This window comes from Stenotrophomonas bentonitica, from assembly GCF_002887735.1.
Classification (GTDB): domain Bacteria; phylum Pseudomonadota; class Gammaproteobacteria; order Xanthomonadales; family Xanthomonadaceae; genus Stenotrophomonas; species Stenotrophomonas bentonitica_A.
The window spans coordinates 93,043-112,709 of record NZ_PKQP01000004.1 but is presented as its reverse complement, the minus strand read 5'-3'; the positions used below and the strand labels follow the sequence as shown (position 1 = coordinate 112,709).

The 19,667-nt window shown below is 67.5% G+C and carries 17 protein-coding genes and 1 pseudogene; 10 read left to right on the top strand and 8 right to left on the bottom strand.

Going from position 1 to position 19,667, the window contains the following annotated elements; all coding sequences use genetic code 11:
• Position 1: 1 nt before the first annotated feature.
• Both C0R07_RS09620 and eda read left to right on the top strand, forming a co-directional pair.
• Entirely contained in the window at positions 2 to 1,018 is a 1,017-nt protein-coding gene (locus C0R07_RS09620) for a sugar kinase (RefSeq protein ID WP_083298789.1), read from the top strand.
• On the top strand, positions 1,005 to 1,643 hold the full coding sequence (gene eda, locus C0R07_RS09615; RefSeq protein ID WP_019184076.1) for a bifunctional 4-hydroxy-2-oxoglutarate aldolase/2-dehydro-3-deoxy-phosphogluconate aldolase: 639 nt from the start codon (positions 1,005 to 1,007) through the stop codon (positions 1,641 to 1,643). The genes C0R07_RS09620 and eda overlap by 14 nt, the downstream gene beginning before the upstream one ends.
• A 19-nt stretch (positions 1,644 to 1,662) precedes the next feature.
• On the opposite strand, the gene C0R07_RS09610 is transcribed toward eda, so the two are convergent.
• On the bottom strand, positions 1,663 to 3,546 hold the full coding sequence (locus tag C0R07_RS09610; RefSeq protein WP_102788780.1) for a sigma-54-dependent Fis family transcriptional regulator: 1,884 nt from the start codon (positions 3,544 to 3,546) through the stop codon (positions 1,663 to 1,665).
• A gap of 239 nt (positions 3,547 to 3,785) precedes the next feature.
• Between C0R07_RS09610 and adh the strand changes: the two genes are divergently transcribed.
• From adh to C0R07_RS09590, 4 genes are all read left to right on the top strand, one after another.
• Positions 3,786 to 5,315 (top strand): aldehyde dehydrogenase, encoded by a 1,530-nt coding sequence (gene adh / locus C0R07_RS09605; RefSeq protein WP_102788779.1) that lies wholly within the window; start codon positions 3,786 to 3,788, stop codon positions 5,313 to 5,315.
• An 86-nt stretch (positions 5,316 to 5,401) separates the two neighbouring features.
• Positions 5,402 to 6,430 (top strand): alcohol dehydrogenase AdhP, encoded by a 1,029-nt coding sequence (gene adhP, locus C0R07_RS09600; protein ID WP_019184073.1) that lies wholly within the window; start codon positions 5,402 to 5,404, stop codon positions 6,428 to 6,430.
• An 88-nt stretch (positions 6,431 to 6,518) separates the two neighbouring features.
• Positions 6,519 to 6,896, top strand: coding sequence for a DUF779 domain-containing protein (locus tag C0R07_RS09595; RefSeq protein WP_102788778.1), 378 nt, complete (start codon positions 6,519 to 6,521; stop codon positions 6,894 to 6,896).
• Between the two features lie 56 nt (positions 6,897 to 6,952).
• On the top strand, positions 6,953 to 7,348 hold the full coding sequence (locus C0R07_RS09590) for a hypothetical protein (protein ID WP_102788777.1): 396 nt from the start codon (positions 6,953 to 6,955) through the stop codon (positions 7,346 to 7,348).
• Here the strand turns inward: C0R07_RS09590 and ligD are convergent, their stop codons facing one another.
• From ligD to C0R07_RS09575, 3 genes are all read right to left on the bottom strand, one after another.
• Positions 7,349 to 9,934: a DNA ligase D gene (gene ligD / locus C0R07_RS09585; RefSeq protein ID WP_102788776.1), complete on the bottom strand. Its 2,586-nt coding sequence runs from the start codon at positions 9,932 to 9,934 to the stop codon at positions 7,349 to 7,351. It abuts the gene before it with no gap.
• A gap of 6 nt (positions 9,935 to 9,940) precedes the next feature.
• Positions 9,941 to 10,882, bottom strand: coding sequence for a Ku protein (locus C0R07_RS09580; RefSeq protein WP_102788775.1), 942 nt, complete (start codon positions 10,880 to 10,882; stop codon positions 9,941 to 9,943).
• A gap of 98 nt (positions 10,883 to 10,980) precedes the next feature.
• Positions 10,981 to 11,376: a hypothetical protein gene (locus tag C0R07_RS09575; RefSeq protein ID WP_019184068.1), complete on the bottom strand. Its 396-nt coding sequence runs from the start codon at positions 11,374 to 11,376 to the stop codon at positions 10,981 to 10,983.
• A 144-nt stretch (positions 11,377 to 11,520) separates the two neighbouring features.
• On the opposite strand from C0R07_RS09575, the gene C0R07_RS09570 reads away from it, so the two are divergent.
• A complete protein-coding gene (locus C0R07_RS09570) occupies positions 11,521 to 11,862 on the top strand; it encodes a hypothetical protein (RefSeq protein WP_102788774.1) in 342 nt (113 codons plus the stop codon).
• Between the two features lie 10 nt (positions 11,863 to 11,872).
• On the opposite strand, the gene C0R07_RS09565 is transcribed toward C0R07_RS09570, so the two are convergent.
• Entirely contained in the window at positions 11,873 to 13,999 is a 2,127-nt protein-coding gene (locus tag C0R07_RS09565; protein WP_102788773.1) for a TonB-dependent receptor family protein, read from the bottom strand.
• Between the two features lie 176 nt (positions 14,000 to 14,175).
• On the opposite strand from C0R07_RS09565, the gene C0R07_RS09560 reads away from it, so the two are divergent.
• The 3 genes from C0R07_RS09560 to C0R07_RS09550 all read left to right on the top strand — a co-directional run bounded on the left by C0R07_RS09560 (position 14,176) and on the right by C0R07_RS09550 (position 17,382).
• The gene (locus C0R07_RS09560) at positions 14,176 to 15,378 is read left to right on the top strand and encodes an aromatic amino acid transaminase (protein ID WP_102788772.1); all 1,203 of its coding nucleotides are present in this window, start codon (positions 14,176 to 14,178) and stop codon (positions 15,376 to 15,378) included.
• 167 nt (positions 15,379 to 15,545) lie between these two features.
• Positions 15,546 to 16,562 carry a class 1 fructose-bisphosphatase gene (locus C0R07_RS09555; RefSeq protein WP_102788771.1) on the top strand — a complete coding sequence of 339 codons (1,017 nt, stop codon included), beginning with the start codon at positions 15,546 to 15,548 and terminating at the stop codon, positions 16,560 to 16,562.
• 109 nt (positions 16,563 to 16,671) lie between these two features.
• Positions 16,672 to 17,382, top strand: coding sequence for a 2OG-Fe(II) oxygenase (locus tag C0R07_RS09550; protein ID WP_102788770.1), 711 nt, complete (start codon positions 16,672 to 16,674; stop codon positions 17,380 to 17,382).
• On the opposite strand, the gene C0R07_RS09545 is transcribed toward C0R07_RS09550, so the two are convergent.
• From C0R07_RS09545 to C0R07_RS09535, 3 genes and pseudogenes are all read right to left on the bottom strand, one after another.
• Positions 17,383 to 17,748 (bottom strand): hypothetical protein, encoded by a 366-nt coding sequence (locus tag C0R07_RS09545; RefSeq protein ID WP_070474195.1) that lies wholly within the window; start codon positions 17,746 to 17,748, stop codon positions 17,383 to 17,385. It abuts the gene before it with no gap.
• Positions 17,749 to 17,851: 103 nt separating this feature from the next.
• Positions 17,852 to 18,706, bottom strand: a pseudogene (locus C0R07_RS09540) (PA0069 family radical SAM protein); the annotation flags it as partial.
• Positions 18,707 to 18,826: 120 nt separating this feature from the next.
• Positions 18,827 to 19,414, bottom strand: coding sequence for a cyclin-dependent kinase inhibitor 3 family protein (locus tag C0R07_RS09535; RefSeq protein WP_012478648.1), 588 nt, complete (start codon positions 19,412 to 19,414; stop codon positions 18,827 to 18,829).
• Positions 19,415 to 19,667: the final 253 nt, after the last annotated feature.

Genomic DNA, 19,667 nt, shown 5'->3' with positions numbered 1-19,667 from the left:
CATGAGTCGTGTTGTCTGTTTCGGAGAGTTGTTGCTGCGCATGAGCGCCCCCGGCCGGGAGCTGTTGCTGCAGAGCCCGCAGCTGGCCGTGCACGCCGGGGGTGCGGAGGCCAATGTCGGTGTCTCTCTGGCCCATCTGGGGCATGCAGTGGCCGCGGTCAGCACGGTGCCGGCCAACCCGCTGGGCGAGTACGCCGTGGGCGAGCTGCGCCGCCACGGCGTGGACACCACCGCCGTGCGGCGCACCGACGGCCGGATGGGCCTGTACTTCCTGACCACCGGCGCCGTGCAGCGTGCCAGTGAAGTGGTCTACGACCGCGCCGATTCGGCCTTCGCCAACAGCAGTCCCGCCGACTACGACTGGGACACGCTGCTGGCCGGCGCCGACTGGCTGCACCTGTCCGGGGTCAGCCCGGCGCTCAACCCGGCGATGGCCCAGGCCACGCTGGCCGCAGCCCGTGCGGCGTGCGCGCGCGGCGTGAAGGTGTCCTTCGACGGCAACTTCCGCCCGTCGCTGTGGGCGCGCTGGCAGGGCGATGCGCCTGGCATCCTGCGCGAATTGTTCGCCTGCGCCGATCTCGTCTTCGCTGACTACCGCGATATCGGCGTGGTGCTCGGGGGTGCGTTCGAGCAGGCCGATGTGCGTGAGCGCGTCGATGCGGCCGCGGCGCAGGCCTTCGCCGCGTTCCCGCGGTTGCAGTGGATGGCCTGCACCCAGCGCACCCCGCACAGCGTGGACAACCATGCACTCGGGGCGATGCTGATCGGCCGTGATGGCACCCGCGCGGTGGCGCCAACCCGCGAAATGATCGGCATCGTGGACCGCATCGGCGGCGGTGATGCCTTCGCCGCCGGCATCCTGCATGGCATGATGCGCGGCTTCGCGCCGGACGCGATCGTGCGTTTCGGCCTCGCCGCAGGCTGCCTGAAGCATTCCATCCCCGGCGATTTCAACCCTGTCAGCGAGGCTGACGTCATGGCCCTCACGGGCGAGGAGCGATTCGATGTCCGGCGCTGATCCGCGCGTACGCGCAGTCCTGAAACTGGCCCCGGTGATTCCGGTGTTCACCCCGGAAAATGTCGAGGATGCGGTCGAGGTCGCGCGTGCCCTGTTCAACGGCGGCCTGCCGGTGATCGAAGTGACGCTGCGCACGCCGATGGCGATGGAGGCGATCCAGGCGATGGTCGAGGCCGTGCCCGATGCCGTGGTCGGCGCCGGTACCGTGTTGACCGCCGCGCAGATGGAGAAGGTCAAGCAGGTGGGCGGGCGCTTTGCGGTATCGCCGGGCGCGACCCCGCGCCTGTACGCCGCCGCGCGCGATACCGATCTGCCGTTCCTGCCGGGCGTGGCGACCTCGTCGGAGCTGATGCTCGGCCTGGAGCAGGGCCTGGATACCTTCAAGTTCTTCCCGGCGGTGCAGGCCGGCGGCGCGGCCATGCTGTCGGCATGGAACGGCCCGTTCGGCGATGTGCGGTTCTGCCCGACCGGCGGCATCAGCGCGCAGACCGCGCGCGATTTCCTGCATCTGCCCAACGTGCTGTGCGTGGGCGGTTCGTGGCTCACCACGCGGGCGCTGCTGCAGGCCAGGGACTGGGCCGGCATCGAGCAGCTCGCGCGCGATTCGGCCGCGCTGGTCGGCTGAGCCCGCACGGCCTGCCGCCTCAGTGGCGGCGGGCCGTCGCCCCGACGCGGCGATACAGGGTGCTGCGACTGATGCCCAGCGCGCGCGCGGCCTGGGCGACATTGCCATGGCTGGCGCGCAGCGCATCGCGCATGGCGGTTTCGGTCATCGCCTCCAGCCCCTCTGCCGTGGATGGCATCACCGCTGCGTGCACCCTGTGCAGATAGGCCGGCAGCATCCCATGCAGGATCACCTCGCCCGGATCGCTCAGCGCCACCAGCGTGCGCAGGCACGAGCACAACTGCCGCACATTGCCTGGCCAGGCATACCCGGCCAGCGCCTCCAGCGCGGCGGACTCCAGTTGCCGGCCCTGGCCAAGGCGTTGCCACAGGCCCTGCACCAGCGCCGTACGGTCGCCATGCTCGCGCAGCGCCGGCAGGCGCACGCTGTGATCGGCGATGCGGTAGTAGAGATCGCTGCGGAAATCACCGGCGGCCATTGCCTGGTCCAGATCGCGGTGGGTGGCGCAGATCAGGGCGAAATCCAGCTGCACCGGCTTGCCGCCGCCCAGCGGTGACAGCGTGCGCTCCTGCAGCACGCGCAGCAGCCGCGGCTGCAGCGCCAGCGGCATGTCGCCGATCTCATCGAGGAACAGCACCCCGCCCTGGGCCTGGCGCAGCAGGCCGGTGTTGCCGCTCTTGCGCGCGCCGGTGAAGGCACCTTCCTCGTAGCCGAACAGCTCGGCTTCGATCAGGCCTTCCGGCAGCGCCGCACAGTTGACCGCCACGAACGGCTTGTCGGCACGCGTACTGCGCCGGTGCAGCTCACGTGCGAAGACTTCCTTGCCGGTACCGGTCTCCCCCTGCAGCAGCACCGGCAGCTGCGCATCCAGCACGCGGCAGGCGCGCTCGAGCACCTGCTGCTGGGCCGCATCGAACAGCGGCGTGGCGTCCACCCGCACCGCAGCTGCGGCGGCGCGCGCGGGTGCCGCGGGGGTCGGCCGCGCGGGCAGTGGCGAGCGTACCGTGGCGCCACCGGACGGGCTCACGTGGCCATACAGCGCGCGTCCCTGGCGGTCGACCAGCGCGCCATCATCGTGCAGCCGCGACAGCGGGCCATCGAACAACGCCTCGTAGGGCGCCCTGCCGATGTCGCCGTGGTCCAGGCCGAACAGGGCCAGCCCGGCACGGTTGGCGGCCACCAGGCGGCCATTGCGGAAGCCCAGCACGCCTTCGCGCGCGGTGCCGAGCAGCCCGGCGTCGTGATGCAGGCGGACCACCTCGCAGTCGCCCAGCCCTGCCTCGAAGTAACGGTGTTCGATGTGCGCCACCGCCTGCCGCGCCAGGACGCGGGCATGCAGGTGCTGCTGGCGCGCATCGCCGGAGATATCCAGTACCCCCACGCGCTGCCCGTAGGGATCGAAGATCGGCGTCGCCGAACAGGTCAGGATCGCGTGCGGGGCAAAGTAGTGCTCACCGCCACGCACCTCCACCGAGCGACCTTCCACGATGGCGGTGCCGATCGCATTGGTGCCCACCGTGGTTTCATCCCAGCGCACGCCTGGCATCAACGCCACCCGCCCGGCCTTGTCGAGGAAACCCGGGTTGCCCTCCGCATCCAGGATCCAGCCGGCTTCGTCGGTGAGCAGCGCGATGCTGCCGGTCGCGGCGATGTCGGCGGCCAGGCCATCCAGCTCCGGCCGCGCCAACCGCCACAGCGTTTCCTGGCGTTGCCGCAGTTCGCGCAGGCGCGCGTCCGGCAGTGGCTCGACCTCCGGCTGCGCATCCACCGAGAGCCCACCGCGCTGGCAGCGTTGCCAGGACTGCAGGATGGTGTCGGGCACGATACCGACCGGTGCCGCGCCACGTTCGAAGAACGAGCGGCGCGCATTGCCGACACGGTGCTGGAGCGGAAGCTGGGACACCTGGACTCTCCAGTGTCGCAATCTGCGACAGTTGTAGCGGGGCCTGTTCCGATAAACACCACACCCGGGGTTACCGCGCAATGACCGGCCGTGGTGCACTGCATCAGTTTCAGTGGCCCTCTCCAGTCCGTGCACCGCGTAGCGCCATGCCGCACTGCACCACACCGAACCTGGCATCGTCCTTGCGCCATGGAACAGACCCTTACCGGGCCTGTCCACTGCCATCCGGAGATGCACCCATGAATGCCGTCACGTCCGCCAAGCCGCACGCCACCGATCCGCAGTCCATCTTCAAGCCGCGCTACGGCAACTACATCGGCGGGGAATGGGTGGCGCCGCGCAGCGGCCAGTACTTTGAAAACACCACGCCGGTGACCGGCAAGGTGTTCACCGTGGTCGCCCGTTCCAACGCCGAGGACATCGAAGCGGCGCTCGACGCTGCCCACGCGGCCAAGACCGCCTGGGCCGAGACCTCGACCACCGAACGCGCAAATATCCTCAACAGGATCGCCGACCGCATCGAGGAAAACCTCGAGCTGCTCGCGCATGCCGAGACCTGGGACAACGGCAAGCCGATCCGCGAAACGCTCAACGCCGACGTGCCGCTGATGGCCGACCACTTCCGCTATTTCGCCGGGGCGGTGCGCGCGCAGGAAGGCAGCCTGTCGGAGATCGACAAGGACACCATCGCCTACCACTTCCACGAGCCGCTCGGCGTGGTCGGGCAGATCATCCCGTGGAACTTCCCGATGCTGATGGCCGCCTGGAAGCTGGCCCCGGCCCTGGCCGCCGGCAACTGCGTGGTGCTCAAGCCGGCCGAGCAGACCCCGGCTTCGATCCTGGTGCTGATGGAGGTGATCGGCGATCTGCTGCCCAAGGGCGTGCTCAACGTGGTCAATGGCTTCGGTGTGGAGGCGGGCAAGCCGCTGGCGTCCAACCCGCGCATCGCCAAGATCGCCTTCACCGGCGAGACCACCACCGGCCGGCTGATCATGCAGTACGCCAGCCAGAACCTGATCCCGGTGACGCTGGAGCTGGGCGGCAAATCCCCGAACATCTTCTTCGCCGATGTCATGGCCGAGGACGACGACTTCCTCGACAAGGCCATCGAAGGCTTCGTGCTGTTCGCCTTCAACCAGGGCGAGGTGTGTACCTGCCCGTCGCGCGCGCTGATACAGGAATCGATCTACGAGAAATTCATGGAACGCGCGCTCAAGCGCGTGGCCGCGATCAAGCAGGGCAATCCGCTCGATCCCAACACCATGGTCGGTGCGCAGGCCTCCTCCGAGCAGTTGGAGAAAATCCTCTCCTACTTCGACATCGGCAAGCAGGAGGGTGCCGAAGTGTTGATCGGCGGTGAGCAGGCCAAGCTGGACGGCGACCTGGCCGGCGGCTTCTACGTGAAGCCCACCGTGTTCAAGGGCCACAACAAGATGCGCGTGTTCCAGGAAGAAATCTTCGGGCCGGTGGTCTCGGTGACCACGTTCAAGACCGAGGAGGAAGCGCTGGAGCTCGCCAACGACACCCTGTACGGCCTCGGCGCCGGCGTGTGGAGCCGCGATGCGTCGCGCCTGTACCGCATGGGCCGTGGCATCCAGGCCGGGCGCGTGTGGACCAACTGCTACCACGCCTATCCGGCACATGCCGCGTTCGGCGGCTACAAGCAGTCGGGCATCGGCCGCGAGAACCACAAGATGATGCTCGACCACTACCAGCAGACCAAGAACCTGCTGGTCAGCTATTCGCCCAAGAAGCTGGGCTTCTTCTGAGCCCGCGCCGGGCTTGATCCCGATCAAGGCGCCGGCATGCGGCCGGCGCCACAGTGCTGTCATTGGCAATCCACGGAGATCCACGCATGAACAAGACCATGAAGGCCGCTGTCGTCCGCGAATTCGGAAAGCCGTTGCGCATCGAGGAGGTCGAGGTGCCGCGTCCGGGGCCCGGCGACATCCTGGTGAAGATCGAAGCCTGTGGCGTGTGCCACACCGACCTGCATGCGGTGGACGGTGACTGGCCGGTCAAGCCCAACCCGCCCTTCATTCCCGGCCATGAAGGGGTCGGCCACGTGGTTGCGGTGGGTGCGGGTGTCAGCCACATCCGCGAGGGCGACCGCGTCGGCATCCCGTGGCTGTATTCGGCGTGCGGCTACTGCGAGCACTGCCTGGGCGGCTGGGAAACCCTGTGCGAAGCGCAGCAGAACACCGGCTACTCGGTGAACGGTGGCTTCGCCGAATATGCGCTGGCCAATGCGGCCTATGTCGGCCTGCTGCCGAAGGGCGTGGGCTTCATCGAGGTCGCGCCGATCCTGTGTGCCGGCGTCACCGTCTACAAAGGCCTGAAGGTCACCGATACCAAGCCCGGCCAGTGGGTGGTGATCTCCGGCATCGGCGGGCTCGGCCACATGGCCGTGCAGTACGCCAAGGCGATGGGCCTGAACGTGGCCGCGGTGGATATCGATGACGGCAAGCTGGCGCTGGCCGAGCGGTTGGGCGCGACGATCACCGTCAACGCGCGCAATACCGATCCGGCCGCGTTCCTGAAGAAGGAGATCGGCGGCGCGCACGGCGCACTGGTCACCGCGGTCTCGCCGAAGGCCTTCGAGCAGGCACTGGGCATGGTCCGCCGGGGCGGTACGGTCTCGTTGAACGGCCTGCCGCCGGGCAACTTCCCGCTGGACATCTTCGGCATGGTGCTCAACGGCATCACCGTGCGTGGGTCGATCGTCGGCACCCGCCTGGACCTGCAGGAATCGCTGGAATTCGCCGAGCAGGGCAAGGTCGCCGCGACGGTCACCAGCGATTCGCTGGAGAACATCAACGACATCTTCGCGCGCATGCACGCAGGCAAGATCGAAGGCCGCGTGGTGCTCGACATGAACGCGTAGAACGCACGGCGCGCTGCCGATGTACCTCGGCAGCGCCTGTTCCACGGTAGTGCCGGCCTCGCTGGCCGGCTCCCGGAGAATCCCGACCATGCCCGACCTCCCGCTCCAGGTAATGGCCACGCTCCCGGCCCTGCAGCTGATCGAGACATTGCAGGCCCGCCATGGCGACCTGCTGTTCCATCAGTCCGGTGGCTGCTGCGACGGCTCCTCGCCGATGTGTTTTGCCCAGGGCGATTTCATCGTGGGCGACCGCGACGTGCAGCTCGGCGAGATCGGCGGCGCCCCGTTCTACATCAGCCCGTCGCAGTTCGCGTACTGGAAGCACACCCAGCTGATCATCGACGTGGTGCCTGGCCGGGGCGGCATGTTCTCGCTGGAGAACGGCGAGGGCGTGCGCTTCCTGGTCCGCTCACGGCTGTTCAGTGATGACGAGTTCGCCCAGCTCAAGGCAGCCGGCCGGGTCTGAAACACGCCGCGGCAACCCGTCCATAATGGCGGCTCCCCCGCCGTGACGCCCCTGCCATGCCTGTGTGGTCCGCCCTGAAGAATCCACTGCTGTCCGTACTGGCTGTCGTGTTCGCGTTCGCGGTGATGGTGCTGGTCAACAGCCTCGGTTCGTGGCTGGTGCCGTTGCTGCGCATTCCGCCGGGCGGCGAGCCGCAGCTGGCCTGGGACCTGGCCTGGACGATCCTCAGCGGCATCGCCGCAATCGCCTTTGCCAGCCGTTATGCGCCCACCTGGCCGCGTGTGCACGGCGGCGTGGTGTGGGCGGTGATCGCGGCCGCATCGATCTACACCGCGTGGGATTTCGGCAGCGATTTCCCGTTCTGGTTCGTGGTGATCCTGCTGGTCTCGCTGCCGGTGCAGGCATTCGTGGGCCTGTGGGTAGGCACGCGGTTCCGGCCAGCGCGCGCCTGATCAGCTGCCGGGCAGCACCTGCTTCACCTGCTTCATGCCTTCCCACGGGTCCTGCTTCAGCCGCTCCGCGCGCTGCAGTGCTTTCGCCATCGGGAAGGCGTCCGGCGCCGCGATGCGGCCCAGCTCTTCCCAGCGCAGCGGCACCGCCACGCCGGCTCCGGGCCGCGCCCGCAGCGACCACGAGCTCACGCTGGTGGCGCCGCGCGCATTGCGCAGCCAGTCGATGAAGATCACCCCGTCGCGCTTGGCCTTGCTCATCGTCGCCACATAGCGATCCGGTGCCTGGGTGGACATGGCCTGCGCAAACGCCTCGCAGAAGTCCTTGGCCTGCGCCCAGTCGGCCTTGGGCTGCAGCGGCACCACCACGTGCACGCCCTTGCCGCCGGAGAGCCGGACGAAGCTCTCCAGCCCGGCTTCCTGCAGGCGCGCGCGCACGTCGCGTGCGGCGGCCTTTATCTGCGTCCAGTTCACGCCTTCGCCGGGATCCAGATCGAACACCAGCCGGTCCGGATGTTCGGGATCCTCGACGGTGGCGCCCCAGGGATGCAGCTCCAGGGTGTTCATCTGCACCAGCTGCAGCAGACCCTCCACGTCCTCGATGTAGAGGTAGTCTTCGCGCCCGCTCTTCTGCTCCAGCGGGATCGCCTTGACCGCGCCACTCAGGCCGGTGCCATGGTGTTTCTGGAAGAAGCAGGGCTTGTCCACCCCGTCCGGGCAGCGCAGCACCGACAGCGGGCGGTGCGCCACCTCGGGCAGGATCCAGCGCGCCATGCGGCGGTAGTAGTCGGCCACCTCGCCCTTGGTGATCTTCGCCTTGGCGAACACCACGCGCTCGGGATGGCTGATCGTCACGGTGCTCTCGTCCTGCGCGGCCGTAGCTGCCTTCTTTCGCCCGCGCGTTCCGGCCGGGGTGGCGGAGGCCGCGGTACTGGAGACGATAGGGGAGACGGCAGTAGCTGTGGCGCCCAGATCCTTGGCGTGTTTGTCCTCGCGCAGCCGCTTGAAGCTGGCCTGGCGCAGCAACCCTTCCTTGGCCCATCCACGGAACGCGACCTCCGCCACCAGCACCGGCTTCACCCAGTGCACGCTGCGTGCGGTGAACGGCACATGCGCAGGCAGCTCGACCACTGCGTCCTTCACCGTCAGCGGGGTCAGCTGCCTGGTCAGCGCGCGCAGCGCGGCATCGTCGAAGCCCGTGCCGACGCGGCCGACATAGCGCAGCCCGCGCTTGTCCGGGGTGGCCATCAGCAGCGAGCCGAAGCCACTGCGCGATCCCTTCGGTTCGGTATAGCCGACGATGAGGAACTCATCGGTGTTCTCGTGCTTGATCTTGATCCAGTCGCGCGAGCGCGCGTTGACGTAGGGCGCGTCGATCCGCTTGCTGATGATGCCTTCGAAGCCGGCCTCGCCACTGGCGGCAAACACCGCCGGGCCGTGGTCGCGCACGTGGTCGCTGTAGGCCAGGGTGCCCGGCGTGGCGCCCAGCAGGTCCTTGAGCAGGGCCTTGCGCGCCAGCAGTGGCACCCGGCTGACATCCACCCCGGCGATGCCGGGCATGTCGAACACCACATAGCGCAGCGGCTGTTTGGCGGTGCCATCGATGACCTTCTGCAATGCAGTGAAGTCACTGCGGCCCTGCGCATCCAGCACCACCAGCTCACCGTCCAGGCGCAGATCGCGCACCGGCAGCCGCTCGATCGCCTGCACCACCTCGGGAAAATCGTCGGTCCAGTTCAGCCCGCCACGCGAGCGCAGCGACACCACGCCATCGCGCACATCGACCAGCAGGCGATAGCCGTCCCATTTGATCTCGTGCAGCCACTGCTCGCCGTCCGGTGCGGTGGCACGGTGATCGGTCAGCTGGGGCTTGAAGTCGTGCGGGTAGGGCGTTGTGCGAGCGCCCTGCAGGGCCAGCGCGCGCTTGGACCAGCGCGCGTCGGCCTTGCGTTCGGCCTTGCGTGCGGGGCCACCTGTCGCGGCCTTGGCCGGCGCGGTCTTCCTTGCCGGGGCAGCTTTGCTGGCGTTGGCAGCGGCAACCTTCTTCGCGCTCGTGCGCTTGGCTGCCTTCGGCGCCCCCTTCAACAGATCATCAGCCTCCATATCCCTGGCCTCCTCGTCATCGCGTTTGATCAGCAACCACTGGTGCTGCTTGCCCTTCATCGCGGTGCGCACCAGTTTCCACCCGCCCTTGAGCCGTTCACCGTGCAGGACGAAGTCCACCTTGCCGGCCGCGATCGCCTCCAGCGGATCGCCATCGCAGGCCCAGGTGCCGTGGTCGTAGACGTCCACATGCCCGGCGCCGTAATGGCCGCTGGGGATATCGCCGGCAAACGTCGCGTAGGACAGCGGGTGATCTTCAACCTCCACCGCGAGCCGTTTTTCACCAACGCGCAGCGAGGGGCCTTTCGGCACCGCCCAGCTCTTGAGCACGCCGTCGGCTTCCAGCCGGAAGTCGTAATGGCGCGAGCTGGCGTGGTGCAGCTGCACCACGAAGATCGGTCGCCGCGCCGGCGCGCCGCGGCGCTCGGCATCCGGCTCGGGGGTGCCATCGAAGCGGCGTTTGCGGCGGTATTCCTGCAGGGACACGTCGGCTTACCCGGCTTTGCGCGCGGGCGCGCGCTTGGTGGTTTTCTTGGTCGCCTTGCCTGCTGTCTTGGTCGCCTTTTTGGCCGCAGCGGGTTTGGCGACCTTCGCCGTGGCCTTCTTCGCTGCTGACTTTTTGGCGGCCGGCGTGCGCTTCTTGGCATCCAGGCTCTTCTGCAGCAACGACATGAAGTCGACCACATTGGTCGCATCGTCCTCGCGCGGGGCCGGCTCTTCCTCCACCTTGGTGGTGCCACCCTTGGCCTTGATCCGCTTTTTCAGCAGCGTGTGCAGGCGCTCGCGGAATTCATCGTGGTACTCATCCGGCTTCCATTCGCCGGACATGGAGGCGATCAACTGCTCGGCCATCGCCGTTTCTTTGCTGTTGATGCGGTACTCGGCGAGGCTGCCGCTGGGCAGCTTGTACTCGTCCGGGTCGACCAGTTCCTGTGGATAACGCAGGATCATCAGCACCAGCGCGTCGCCGTGCGGCATCACCGCGCACAGGTACTCGCGGGTGCGCACCACGACCCGCGCGATGCCGACCTTGCCGGTGCTGCGCAACGTTTCGCGCAGCAGCACGTAGCCTTTCTCGGCTTTCTTGGCGGGCACCAGCAGGTAGGGCTTCTCGTAGTAGCGCGGATCGATCGTGCCGGCATCGACGAAGGTCTCCACCTCCACCGCTTCATGACTTTCCGGCGCGGCCGAGCGGATGTCGTCTTCTTCCAATACGACGTAGCTGCCCTTGTCGTACTCGTAGGCTTTGACGATATCCTTCCACGGCACTTCTTCGCCGGTATCCGCGTTGACGCGCTCGAAGCGGATCGGTTTGCGGTCGCGCGAATCCAGCATCCGGAAGTGCAGATCCACATTGCGTTCGCCGGACATCAGCGACACCGGGACATTGAGCAGCCCGAATGACAGCGTGCCGGTCCAGATCGGTCGGGCCATGGTGGCGCCACTCCAACACTTCAGGGAGGGCAGCTGTACCGCGCAGCACGTGAAACGCCTGTGTCCGGCCTGTGCAGGCCGTGGCTGCACGCCCGCGGTTACTGCAGCAGGCCGTGCACCGCCGCCGCCGGCATGTGGTCCAGCGCCAGCCAGGCATCCTCGACCACCGCCCGTGCCTGGTGCCAGCCCAGCCGCGACTGGCCGCGCATCTGTTCCCAGTGCTCGGCCAGCTCGCCGTCGGTGTCATCGGCGCCGCGCGGCCAGTCGGCGTAATGCGTGGTCAGGGCGAAGGCATAGGCCGGGTACAGGTCGCGCCAGCTGCGGCGCCCCTGGCTGCGGCGCTGCTCGTAGTCACTGCGCATGTACTGCAGGTAGTCCTGGGCGACCGCCTGCGCGTCTTCGGCGCGGTCGCGGCGCGCGCGGCGCCCGCTCCGTTCCGGCTGCAGGTAGGCGTTGAACAACGCGGGTGCGGCACGGCGGTCCAGGCGGGGCATGACACGACTCCGACAGCGGTGGGGGAGGCAGGAATAGACCCGCCGCCGTTATCCAGCCGTGACAGATTCGTTGACGCACCGGGATTCGCAGCGACTTCACCCGCCGCGCGCTGTAGTGGGCTGCACAGCAACTGGAGAACTCCCATGCCCCGCGATCCCCTGCGCGACGCCACCGCCCCGGTCCCCGGCGAGCAGCGCGCCAAACATGACAACCAGGACGCCGAAGACCGCGGCGCCGGCATGTCCGTGCCCGATGACGCACCCGATCACCTGCCGGTGGCGGTCACGCCGGATCCGGTCCCGCGCGACCGCAAGGATTCGGCGGCCGGCGAGAAAGGCCCGGCCGGTCATCATCGCCGCGAGGATGAATACCAGCGCCGCCAGCGCAAGGAACACGCCAGCGACAACCAGGACGAGGCGCTGGAAGAGACCTTCCCGGCCAGCGACCCGACCTCACCGTTCGTGCCGGCCAAGCCGCCCAGGTAAGCCGCTCCGATCAGGGCGCCCACTGCCACTGCAGGCCCACGTTGTAGCGGCGGTCCGGGCCGGGTTCGAAGAAGCGCTGGTTGCCGTCGTTGACGATCACCGAGCCGATGTAGCGCTGGTCCAGCGCATTGTCGATCCGCGCGAAGGCCCGCAGCGTGCCCTGCGCGGTGGTCCAGCGCCGCGACACCTCCAGGTTCAACAGGGCATAGCCCGGCGCGCTGTCGGTGGCCACATCGTTGACCACGGTGTCGCTGGAGGCCACCACCTCGGCGGCCCACTGCCACGGGCCCGGGCGGTACTGCACCCGCGCGTTCCACTGCTGCCTGGGTACGCCCGGCAGGCGTGAGCCGGCCGCCACCGTGTTGCAGCCAGCGGCCGCGCACAGCGCATACGGGTCGCGCACGGTGGCCTCGATCCAGGTGTAGGCCAGCGTGAGATCCGCCTGCGCACCCAGCGGCTGTACATAGCTGGCCTCCGCGCCCTGGCGGCGGGTCCGGCCGATGTTGCGGTAGGTACTGCGGCCGCCGCTGTTGCTCGCCACCGCCAGCTCGTCATCGGTATCGGCGCGGAACAGCGCCGCCTCGATCTGGGCGCCACTGCGCCCATGCCACTTGCTGCCGACTTCCAGGTTGCGGCTGCGGGCGGCCGAGAGATCCAGCGCCAGCCCGGCCTGGCCATCGGCGCGGTAGCCCAGCTCGTTGAAGGTCGGGGTCTCGAAGCCACGCCCGGCCGACGCGTACAGCCGCCAGGCATCGCTGGCGCGGAACACCACGCCGGCCACCGGCGTGGTCGCTTCGTAGCGACGCGATCCGCTGTCGTCCGGATTGCCGGCGGTGATGTAGTGGTCGTTGGAGCGGAAGCGGACGGTGCTGTGGCGCACACCGAGCAGCAACGACCAGCGCGGTGCCCACTGCCACCACGCCTGCGCGAACTGGTCCACGTTCTCGACCCGGTCGCTCTGGTCGCGGCGCAGGCGGCCCTTGATACCGACCTGATCACCCACGAAGTTCTCGTAACCGCGGCGATGCTGCTGCTGACGGTCGGCATTGGCACCGATCACCACATCCAACGGGCGGCCGGCCCAGTCACCGTGCCACGCCCAGCGCGCGTCCAGGCCGCCATAGGCCCCGTCCAGATTGATCACCCCGCCGGCGTGCAGCGGGTTGGCCTGCGGCCCCGGTGGGATCGCCAGGTACTGCTCCACGCTGCGCTGGCCGGCATAGCCCATCGCACGCCAGGTCTGCGCGCCCTCCGTTCGGGTGAAGACCAGCCCGGCCTGGGCCTGGCGCACGGATTTGCGGGTGTTGTACTGGGTAGCCACCGCGGTCGCCTGACGCGGGTTCTCGCGCACCTGGGCGCGGGTGAGGCCGAGCGGATCCTGTGCGTCGGGCGCATCGAAGTAGTTCAGGACCAGATCCAGCTGGCCGCCGCCGACATCGGTGCCCAGCCGGGCGTTGACCGACTCGCGCCGGGCCTGGCTGTGATCGCGCCAACCGTCGGTGCGGAAGTGGTTGGCGGCCACGTTGTAGCGGATCGGCCCCTGCACGCCGCGCAGCTGGGCGCCGGCGCTGACAGTGTTGTCGCTGCCGGTATCCAGCCGCAGGCGCCACGGGTCGCCTTCGGCACCGTCCGCGCTCCACACCTGGACCACGCCACCGGAGGAGTTGCCGTACAGCGCCGAGAACGGCCCGCGCAGCACCTCCACGCGCTGCGCCGAGAGCAGGCTGGCGTGGGAGAGCTGGCCCTGGCCGTCGGGCATGGTGGCCGGCACACCGTCCACCAGCACGCGCACGCCGCGCACGCCGAAGGTCGAACGCGCGCCGAAGCCACGGATCGAGAGCTGGGTGTCCTGCGCGTAGTTCTGACGATCGCGTGCGACCACCCCGGGGATGCCGTTGAGCGCCTCGGAGAGCTGGGCCAGCGGGCCGGTGCGGTCTTCATCCACCCAGACCGTGGTCAGCGAGGCGGGCAGGTCGATATCGGCCACCTGCGCCACGCGCGCAGCCTGGACCTGGACCGTGGGCAGCCGCTCGATCGGGGCGGTGGGAGCGGGGGTGTTCTGGGCCTGCGCCAGCGACGGCAGCAACACGGCCGAGGCCAGCGCCCAATGGCGGGCCAGCGGGGTAAGACGGAGCATGCGGGGCGGGATCCTCGGTAAATGGGCGTGCCGCACGCCATGGTACGGAAGATGACGTGACGACGGCCTCGGCGCCCTTGGCAGGGCTTTGTTACGATGGGTCGGTTTTGGCTGATTCTGCCGCCAATCCTGCGTCGCGCCACCCTCCCCCTTCCGTCATCCGAATGAGTACCGCCGTGTCCTTCTTTGCAAATGTGGAACTGGTCCCAGGCGACCCGATCCTGGGCCTGACCGAGGCTTACAACGCCGACAGCCGTCCGACCAAGGTCAACCTGGGCGTGGGCATCTATTACGACGAGAGCGGCCGCATCCCGCTGCTCCGCGCCGTGAACAGGATCGAACAGCAGCTGGCCAATGACGCCAAACCGCGCGGCTACCTGCCGATCGACGGCCTGCCGGCCTACAACCAGGCCACCCGCGAGCTGGTCTTCGGCAAGGATTCGCCGCTGCTGGCCGCTGGCCGCGTGGCCACCTCGCAGACCATCGGCGGCAGCGGTGCGCTGCGCGTCGGCGCGGACCTGCTGCACAAGCTGCTGCCGCACGCCACCATCGCCATCAGCAACCCGAGCTGGGAAAACCATCGCGCGGTGTTCGGCGCGGCCGGTTTCGACGTGGTCGATTACACCTACTTCGATGCCGCCACCCATGGCGTGGACTTCGACGGCATGCTGGCCGACCTCGGCAAGCTGCAGCCGGGCACCGTGGTCCTGCTGCACGCGTGCTGCCACAACCCGACCGGTGCCGACCTCACCGTCGCGCAGTGGAAGCAGGTGGCCGAGCTGCTGAAGGACCGCCAGCTGTTCCCGTTCATCGACATGGCTTACCAGGGCTTCGACAAGGGCATCAGCGAAGATGGCGCCGCCGTGCGCATCATCGCCGAGGCCGGCATCGACAGCTTCGTGGTCGCCAACTCGTACTCCAAGTCGTTCTCGCTGTATGGCGAGCGCATTGGCGCGCTGTCGGTGGTCGCCCCGGACGCGAACGCGGCCAAGGCCGTGCAGTCGCAGGTCAAGCGCATCATCCGCACGATCTACTCCAGCCCGTCCAACCACGGTGCGGCACTGGTGGCCGGCGTGCTCAACAGCGCTGAGCTGCGCCAGGTGTGGGAAGCGGAACTGACCGAGATGCGTGAGCGTATCCACGCCCTGCGCCACGGTCTGGTGGAGAACCTGGTCGCCGCCGGCGCACCGGAGTACGCCTTCATCAACGACCAGGCCGGCATGTTCTCGTACTCGGGCCTGAGCCGCGCCCAGGTGGACCGCCTGCGCGACGAGTTCGCGATCTACGCCGTCGGCACCGGCCGCATCTGCGTGGCCGCACTCAACCAGGGCAACCTGGCATACGTGGCCAAGGCCGTGGCGACCGTCAGCAAGGGCTGAGCAGTAGTGCTCCTGTGAAGCAGAACGGCCGCCCTGCGCGGCCGTTTTTCTTTGCCGCGCCGGCAGCGCGTTGCGCGCGGTGGGAACGGTTACGGCGGCCCGCGCCTCGTAATGGCTCCGGCGAAGGGCGACAATAGGCGCTTCTCCTCTGAAGGCCGCCTGATTCCATGTCCCAGACGTCGCTGACCCGCTATCTGATCGCAGAGCAACATGCCGGCCGCATCAACGCCGATCTGCGCCAGCTGATCGCTGTTGTCGCCCGCGCCTGCACCAGCATCTCCATCGCGGTCAGCAAGGGCGCGCTGGGCGGTGTGCTCGGCGAAGCCGGTACCGGCAACGTGCAGGGCGAAGCGCAGAAGAAGCTGGACGTGATCAGCAACGAGATCCTGCTGGAAGCCAACGCCTGGGGAGGCCATCTCGCCGCCTGCGCCTCGGAAGAAATGGATCACTGCCAGCCGGTGCCGGACACCTACCCGCGCGGTGACTTCCTGCTGCTGTTCGATCCCCTCGATGGCAGCTCCAACATCGACGTCAACGTGTCGGTCGGCACCATCTTCTCGGTGCTGCGCTGCCCGCCGGGCACCGAACAGCCCAACGATGCCAGCTTCCTGCAGCCGGGCACCGCGCAGGTCGCGGCCGGCTACTGCATCTACGGGCCGAGCACGCAGATGGTGCTCACCGTCGGCCACGGCACGCACGCGTTCACCCTGGACCGCGAGAAGGGCGAGTTCGTGCTGACCACGCCGGACATGCAGATCCCGGCGGACACCCAGGAATTCGCGATCAACATGTCCAACCAGCGGCATTGGGAAGCCCCGATGCAGGGCTACGTGCAGGACCTGCTGGCCGGCAAGGAAGGCGCGCGCGGCAAGAACTTCAACATGCGCTGGATCGCCAGCATGGTGGCGGACGTGCATCGCATCCTGACCCGCGGCGGCATCTTCATCTACCCGTGGGACACGAAGGATCCCTCCAAGGCCGGCAAGCTGCGCCTGATGTACGAAGCCAACCCGATGGGCCTGCTGGTCGAGCAGGCCGGCGGCGCCGCCACCACCGGCCGCAAGCGCATTCTCGACATCCAGCCCGATCAGCTGCACCAGCGCGTGCCGGTGTTCCTCGGGTCGCGCAATGAAGTGGAAGAAGCCACCCGTTACCACCGCGAACACGACAGCGCGGCGGGTTGATTTGCTACACAGGGCTGGCCATCCGGTCAGCCCTGTTGATACGTGGCAACGGCGTGACATCGGCCACGGCAGCGTTCACCATCGGCCATTCGTGCCCACGGATGACCCCATGACTGCCGACGCACCGCTCGATTTCATCGAAGTAATCCACAACGCCGTCCCCAACGAGGTCTGCGCGGCCCTGCAGGCCCAGATGCGATCCAGTGCGCAGTTGCAGCCGGGCGAAGTGGGCAGCGGTGTGTTCCCGGAACTCAAGCACAGCAAGGATCTTCGCATCAGCGGGCGCCCCGAGTGGCGGCAGGCGGAAGCAGTGCTGCAGCGGGCGGTTTTCAAGGGTTTGCTGACTTATCTACGCCGTTATCCACAGGCCCTGATCTCGCCATTGATGTTGCAGATCCAGGACAGCCAGGGCCAACCGCGCCGGTTGGCGGCGGAGGACTTCCCCGACATGGACGACGCCACGCTGTCCGACCTGGCCCGCACCTGCCTGCGGCCCGGTGCCATCAATCTGCAATGGTATGCAGCGGGCGAGGGCGGCTATCCGTACTGGCACTGCGAGCTGTATCCACGCGATCCGGCCGGCGAAACGCTGCACCGCCATCTGCTGTGGACGCTCTACCTCAATGACGATTTCGGCGCCGGCGAAACCGAGTTCCTGTTCCAGGGCCGCAAGGTCGCGCCGCGCACGGGCAGCCTGTTGATCGCACCGACTGCGTTTACCCACACGCACCGGGGCAACCGGCCGCAGGGTGGGGACAAGTTCATTGCGACGAGCTGGGTTCTTTTCCAGAGTGCGCAGAAATTGTTTGGTGGGAATTGATCAGCGCGCCAACACCAGCAACACAGCACCGGCAACCACAACCACGGCCAACACCATCACCGTGATCAGCACATTGCGCCCGGTGCGCTTCGCCTTGGCCTTCAACCCGGCCAGCACGTCCAGATCGAGATAGAGACGATCACCGCCCGCGTCGCGGATGACGCCGTTGTCGCGGTAGTACTTCAGTGGCGCATGGAGTGCCGGGTCGATGCCGTCCGCCGCGATCGCGCTTTGCGGCGACAGCGCCTGATGGCCGGTGAAGTGTGCGATCAACGCGTCGCGCTGCTGCTGCACCGCTGCGGTGATGGCGGCATTGATCGCGATGTTGGCCGCGTTCGACGCGGCCGAGGTGGCTGCCGATGACATGGGGTTCCCCCTGGCTATCCGATATGGACGTCAGACCACCGCGACGCGGCGCCTTGGCCCGATTGTTGGGCGGGCGCGGCCCAAAGTCCATCGGGGGCGCTGGTTAGAACAGCGAGCCCTGGGGCGAGTCCACCCGCGGCGGCAACGGCCGCAGGAAGCGGGTGCAGTCCAGCTTCGGCCAATGGCTGTGCTGCGCATCGAAGCCCAGGCGCTTGCGGGCCAGCTTGAAACGGTTGGACAGCAGGTCCGCGTAGACCCCTTCGCCGCGCATGCGCGTGCCGAACCCGCTGTTGTAGTCCTTGCCACCGCGCAGCTGGTTGATGGTGCTCATCACGTGCGTGGCGCGGTCCGGGTGGTGGGTGTCGAGCCAATCGCGGAACAGCGGCGCCACTTCCAGCGGCAGGCGCAGCAGCACGTAGCCGGCGGTGGAGGCACCGGCATCGTGGGCGGCCTCAAGCACGGCTTCCAGTTCGGCATCGTTGATCCACGGGATCACCGGCGCGACCATTACCCCGACCGGGATGCCGGCATCGCTCAGGCGACGCATCGCGCGCAGCCGTGCATGCGGGGCCGAGGCGCGTGGCTCCAGCTTCGCCGACAGGTGCGGGTCCAGCGAGGTCACCGAGAAGTGCACGCTGACCAGCTGCTTTTCCGCCAGCGGTGCGAGCAGGTCGATGTCGCGCTCGACCAGCGCATTCTTGGTGATCAGCGAGAACGGGTGCTGCGTTTCCAGCATCACCTCGATCAGCTGGCGGGTGAGTTTGAGCTTGCGCTCGATCGGCTGGTAGGCGTCGGTGTTGATGCCCAGCGCGATCGGCTGCGGCACGTAGCCGGGGCGCGAGAACTCCTTGCGCAGCAGCTGCGGCGCATTGGTCTTGGCGAACAGCTTGGTCTCGAAGTCCAGCCCGGGCGAGAGATTGAGATAGGCGTGCGAGGGCCGGGCAAAACAGTACGAACAGCAGCACTATATGTGTTCGAGGAAAAGTGTTCAGCACTGCGTCCCCTACGGCGGCTTCCCTACAGACTACCTGCGGAGTTCCGTCCTCTTGTATTCCAGCCCAAGGCGGTAAAGGGTAGGTTAGCCGGGCATTGCGACTACCCCCAGACTTGAGGCTCTGCGAGCAGGCCAATTCAGGATGAATTCTTCCTGCTCCGCAGTCTCCACTGCACCAGGGCGCACCGAGCGCACCTTAGCGATCGCATCGATGCCGTCTGGAGCGCAGCCCGTGTCAATGAGAAGCATCGACGCCACGGTCCCCGCTCGCCCTAGGCCTCCTTTGCAGTGCACCACGATCCTGCTTCCGGACAAGAGCTCGGCTGCGAACTGGGGTCCTGTGGATTGCCATGGCAGAAGCAGCCGTGCATCAGGAGCCGCACCATCCTTAATCGGTAGGCCGTGCCACATCAAGCCATGCGCTTTGGCACGCTCTGCCAAGGAGGTAATTCGTAGCTCTTCGAACTCCCACGGCTCAATCAACGTGATCAGATGCTGTGCTCCCCACGCGACTATCGACGCCAGATCGATATCCAAGTCTCGGGCCCAAGACCCCGTCATTGCGACGTCCTGATATTTTCCCGGTGCAAAGGTAACGCCGATCGCACCGCCATTCACGCCGATAGGCAGCGTCGCAATCTGCAGTGGATGAGAATTACTTGTTCTGCTCACCTGCGCTCTCCGAAATCAATGGCCCTGTTGGGCGAGAAGCGAACGCTGCGCCCTTTTAACCTGAAAGTCCAACGGTGAGCCTAGTGGTACGGATATGGTCTTACTGAATCCCATAAGCAGCGCAGAATCGCCCAACGCCTGAGAGAGGGGCCAGGCCCCATTCGACGTTGGAACGAGCCTGGAGGACGCGGTTCCAGAGAGCAGTGAGGCCCAGTTCCAGCCTCTGGCCGGCACCATCCTTACTGGGCGGCCG